This window comes from Deltaproteobacteria bacterium, from assembly GCA_016183175.1.
Taxonomy (GTDB): Bacteria; UBA10199; UBA10199; order UBA10199; family SBBF01; genus JACPFC01.
The window spans coordinates 1-5,881 of the sequence record JACPFC010000033.1; the positions used below are offsets into that span (position 1 = coordinate 1).

Genomic DNA, 5,881 nt, shown 5'->3' on the forward strand with positions numbered 1-5,881 from the left:
AGGCCGCTCCAGCATTTGTACCGCCAGAGTCCTCACCCCGGGCCCCCACCAAGAGGTCATCGTAACCGTCATTGTCCACATCTCCTGCCCCTGCAACGCGTCCTGCGTAATCACCGACATTTTCTCCAATCAGCTTGGCATTGGCAGAAGAGAGATCCATTGTTCCACTCACAGGACCCAGCATTAAATAGGTGGCTCCAGCAAAGATACCGCCGGAGTCCTCATCAGCAGCCCCTACCAAGAGGTCATCGTAACCGTCATTGTCCACATCTCCTGCCCCTGCAACATCGCCCCCTGCATAATCTTTGGACGCTTCCCCAACAAGCTTGGCATTGGCAGAGGAAAGGCTGATCGTTCCACTAGACACAGGACCCAGCACCAAATAGGCCGCTCCAGCCTCACTACCACCAGAATCTTCTCCATAAGCCCCAACCAGGAGGTCATCGTAACCGTCATTGTCCACGTCTCCGGCCCCTGCAACAGCGCGTCCTGCTTGATCCTCGGACGCCTCCCCAGTGAGCTTGGCATCGGCAGAAGAAAGGCTGGTCGTTCCACCAGACACAGGACCCAGGACTAGATAGGCGGCTCCAGCATCGTTACCCCCAGAGTCCTCACCCTCGGCCCCCACCAAGAGATCATCGTAACCGTCATTGTTCACGTCTCCGGCTCCCGAGACGGACCAACCAGCATGATCATAAGCCGCTTCACCCGTCAGCTTGGCATCGGCAGAGGAAAGATCAATCGTACCGCTGATACCGCAACCGTTATCTATCGTTCCATCGCAGTCATTATCCAGTCCATCGTTGCATACCTCGGTTTCTCCGGGATTGGCAAGGGCCTCCGCATCGTCACAATCGGTATTGTCCAAAACATACCCCGAAGGTTGGCTACAGGCTGTTTGTGGTGAGCTTGTCGAACCATAACCATCGCCATCTGTATCCGCATACCAGGTGGAACCTGTTGACGTATCCAGGCTACTATCCTCATCATCCGTGTACCCATCACAATCATTATCCACCTCGTCACAAACCTCTGTGGCAGAAGGATTGATGGTCGCATCTGAATCATCGCAATCCCCGGAGTCCGTGGCATAGCCGTCCCCGTCGTTATCCGCCCCTACAGTCACTTGAACCATCTTGGAATCATCCAATCCAAGCTCATCCGTCGCCGTTAAGGTAAGAAAATGCTCCCCAGGCGTTAATCCTCCTGTAAGGGTAAAGGAGACAGATCCATCCGAATTATCAGGAAAGGTGGAACCGAGGTCCCCATCGATATTACTGACAAGATTCACGTCGATGTTGCTCATCGCACTGTCATCGTCCGCAACTGTCGCTGTAACAGTGATTGTTTCTCCCTCCACATAGTCCGCGCCGTCACTGGGGGAATTGATCGTCAACTCCGGCGCATCTCCCACGTTGACCGAGGTGTTGGCAACACAGGTTTCGCCCACTTCATCGGTGACGGTCATGTAGATTGTGTGGCTGTTGACCGACAGGCCGTTGTAAGAAAAGAAAACCTCCCCGTTTGAAGCGGGTTCTGAAGTCCCAATAACCCCGTCTTTGTCACTTTCCCATTCCACGCTTAAACTGCCGGCGCTTGTATCTGTATCTGAAACCTGGGCCTCAAAATCGATAAAGGTTCCCTCCCGATAACTCGATCCGCTTGCCGGTGAGGTAATTTCACATTCAGGGGAGTCATTGGGCGGGCCCACCTGAACGGTCACGGTGGCTGTATCTGTTTTTCCAAGGCTGTCGGTAACGCTCGCCGTCAAAAGATGCCTCCCTTCCTGCAGATAAACCGCCGTGGCCGCCTCGCCATTGCCATCCGGCATAATTTCCTCATCCAAAATTCCATCCAGATCGCTCTCCCACGAAACAGAAAGCAACTCCGGCGCATCCTCTTCATCCGAAACCTGAACCTTTAAGGTCACCAATTCATCCTCATAAAACTCCTCTCCCCCCGCCGGCTCTAAAATCTCTATCTCCGGGACTTCGTTGGGAACCACCACCAGGCTGATGCTTTTAACCTTCGACTCCTTTCCCGCTGTATCAATCACTTTAAATTCAATGTTATGATTTCCCGGGTTCAACGTGGTGGAAAATGTTGAATACCCCTCTTCATCAAGCTGTCCTTCGGAAAGGATTCCATCCACGGAGCTGGACCAGAGATAAGTCAGGCTTGCGGAGTCATCTTCATAATCGGACCCATGTCCCGTAAAATTTACTTCTTCTCCCTCAATAAGCTCGGTTCCATTGGAGGGTTCATAAATCGAGGCATCAGGTTTTGTGTTATTAACGCTCAATCCCGCGTCGCTACATCCGAATAATTTCCCGATTAAGAGCCCCCAAAGAGGGGGAACAAATCTTGTCTCGGTGATTTTGCGGTATTCCCCTAAATCAACAGGCTCAACTCCCTGGGAAGCGGCTTGTTGAGAATCGGCTGTATTCAGAGGCTGTTCCTCTTGATTGAACCCTGTCGGCAAGGCCGAATTTCCAATAGGATTTGTCATATTTTTTTCCTTCATTCTAAAATTCCAGGAAAGCTACAGTCCCCCACCGAAAATGAGATAGGCCGCCCCCGCGCTACTGCCACCTGCATCATTATAATGAGCCCCCACCAAAAGGTCATTGTAACCGTCACTGTCCACGTCTCCGGCCCCTGCAACAGCGCGTCCTGCATAATCACCGGACGCCTCGCCAACAAGCTTGGCATCGGCAGTAGAAAGGCTACTCGTTCCACTAGACACAGGCCCCAGCACCAAATAGGCCGCTCCGGCATTACTGCCCCCCGAGTCCTCGTACAGAGCACCAATCAAGAAATCATCATAACTATCGAGGTTTATGTCCCCAACTTTTGAGACAGACCAACCAGCATAATCATAAGCCGCTTCACCCGTCAGCTTGGCATCAGCGGTGGAGAGGTCTACACTTCCACTTACAGGACCCAGCACTAAGTAGGCCGCTCCAGCATTTGTACCGCCAGAGTCCTCACCCCGGGCCCCCACCAAGAGGTCATCGTAACCGTCATTGTCCACGTCTCCAGCCCCTACAGCGATTCCTGCGAAATCATCGGACGCCTCACCAACAAGCTTGGCATCGGCAGTAGAAAGAGATTGTGACCCACTCACAGGCCCCAGCACCAAATAGGCCGCTCCGGCATTACTGCCCCCCGAGTCCTCACCGTAGGTCCCCACCAAGAGGTCATTGTAACCGTCATTGTTCAAGTCTCCGGCTCCCGAGACAGACCAACCAGCATCATCATCAGCCGCTTCACCCGTTAGTTTGGCATCGGCAGTAGAAAGGCTACTCGTTCCACTAGACACAGGCCCCAGCACCAAATAGGCCGCTCCGGCATTAGTAGCCCCCGAGTCCTCATACATGGCACCAATCGAGAAGTCATCATAACTATCGAGGTTTATGTCCCCAACATTCGAGACAGACCAACCTGCATGATCATCAGCCGCTTCACCCGTTAGTTTGGCATCAGCGGCCGAGAGAGATTGGGTGCCACTCACAGGACCCAAAACCAGATAGGCCGCCCCCGCGTCAGTGCCACCCGCATCATTATAATAAGTCCCCACCAAGAGGTCATCGTAACCGTCATTGTTCAAGTCTCCGGCTCCCGAGACGGCCCAACCAGCATAATCACCAGCCGCTTCACCCATTAGTTTGGCATCAGCGGCCGAGAGAGATTGGGTACCACTCACAGGACCCAGCACCAAATAGGCCGCTCCGGCGAGACTCCCCCCGGAGTCCTCACCATAAGCCCCCACAAGGAGGTCATCCACCCCATCCCCATCGACATCCCCGGCTCCAGAAATAGCAATACCAGCATAATCACCAACCGCTTCGCCCGTTAGCTTGGCATCGGCAGTGGAGAGATCGATGGTGCCGGTAACACCACAGTTGTTACTTGTGCCGTCGCAGTCATTGTCAATACCGTCATTACAAACCTCGGTTTTGCCTGGATTGGCCGCACTTTCAGCATCATCACAATCCGTATTGTCGGCAACATAACCAGAAGGCTGGGCACAGGAGATTATTGTGCTGGAAGAATTGCCGTAACCGTCGCCGTCGGAATCCGCATACCAGACGGTATCTGGATTGAGAGTAGCATCACTGTCATCACAATCCGTACTGTTGGCAACATAACCGGAAGGTTGGTCGCACCGGCTCACGGTCGTGGCCGAGGTCCCGTAGCTGTCGCCGTCGGCGTCGCGGTACCAGGTACTCTTGCCCGTGGCACTCGAATCGGAGTCGTCTGCGAGTCCGTCGCAGTCCTCGTCCACGTTGGATGCATCGCAGATCTCCGTGTCGGCCGGGCTGACGGTAGCGGAGCCGTCGTTGCAGTCGTCGTTGTTCGACACGTAGCCAGCCGGCTGATCGCAGGCTAAAGTAGAGATTGCCGTATTTCCGTAACCATCCGTATCTGAATCCCTGTACCAAGTGGAGGCATCTGCCGCGTCATTTTCATCCGTAGTGCCGTCGCAGTCATTATCCATACCGTCGCAATATTCGGTGGCCGCGGGGGAAGTTGTGGTGTCGAAATCGTCGCAATCGGTATTATCTAAAACGTAACCCGAGGGTTGGCTACAGGCCGCTTGTGATAAGTTTGTCGAACCATAACCGTCGCCGTCAGAATCCGCATACCAGACGGTATCCGGATTGAGGGTAATATCACTGTCATCACAATCCGTATCATCCGCCACATAACCGGAAGGTCGGTCGCAGGCTAAAATGGAGATCGCCGCATCTCCGTAGCCATCCCCGTCTGAATCACGATACCAAGTGGAGGCATCTGCCGCGGAACTTTCATCCGTATAACTGTCGCAGTCATTATTCACGCCGTCGCAATATTCGGTAGCCGCCGGGTTAACCAAAGCATCACTGTCATCACAATCGGTATCATCCGCCACGTAACCCGAAGGCTGGGTGCAGGCCGCTTGTGGTGAGCTTGTCGAACCATAACTATCCCCATCGGTGTCGGCATACCATGTGGCGGCATCCACAGCAGAATCTTCATCGAGGGCGCCGTCACAATTGTTGTCCAGACCGTCACAAACCTCAATTTCACCGGGATTTGACAGGACTTCATTATCGTCGCAGTCGGTATCATCTAAAACATAACCCGAGGGTCGGGTGCAGGCCTGAGTGGTGTTTGCGGCATTCCCATACCCGTCCCCGTCAGAATCCGCATACCAAGTGGCGCCTGTCGACGCATCCAAACTGCCATCCCCGTCATCCGTGTAACCGTCACAGTCATTATCCAGACTGTCACATACCTCTGTGGCGGCCGGATTCAGGCTGAAGTTTGTGTCATCGCAATCCGTGTTGTCTTTGGAATAGCCGCCGGGAAGGCTACAGTCCTCTGTGGTGTTATCAACATCCCCGTAGCCGTCTCCATCCGAGTCGGCATAGTAAGTTGTGGTGACTCCTTCATCCACAACCCCATCTCCATCATTATCAATTTCATCACAAACCTCCGGGGGGCTTACGATGATATTGACTTCTTCCGTGGTTGAAAGTCCATCCGTACCGGTTGCGCTTAGGGTGATTAAATGTTCGGTGCCCCCATCTTCCGCAGATAGTCCCGAATAGTTGAAGGCGATATTTCCCGACGAATCGGCAGGGTTTGTATTAAAAACACCATCCACATCACTGGACCACTCGATTTCAAGATCCTCCGGGTTGTCCTGGGCATCAAAGACCGCGGCAGAAAAGAGGATGGCTTCCCCCTTTTCATAACTCTCCCCATCCGTGGGTGAGGTGATCGTTACCTCCGGGTTGCCCACGCTGACCAGAATGCTGTCTCTACAGACGCCGCCCACCTCATCCGTGACGGTCATGGATATGGTATGCCTGTTGACCGAAAGGCCGTTATA

At 53.7% G+C, this 5,881-nt stretch carries 2 protein-coding genes; both read right to left on the bottom strand.

Annotated features, from left to right (window positions below):
• Positions 1 to 2,509, bottom strand: a 2,509-nt coding sequence (locus tag HYU99_04235; GenBank protein ID MBI2339566.1) for an FG-GAP repeat protein, incomplete at its 3' end; no start/stop codon positions are given.
• A 33-nt stretch (positions 2,510 to 2,542) separates the two neighbouring features.
• Positions 2,543 to 5,845 (bottom strand): FG-GAP repeat protein, encoded by a 3,303-nt coding sequence (locus HYU99_04240; GenBank protein ID MBI2339567.1) that lies wholly within the window; start codon positions 5,843 to 5,845, stop codon positions 2,543 to 2,545.
• Positions 5,846 to 5,881 lie beyond the last annotated feature (36 nt).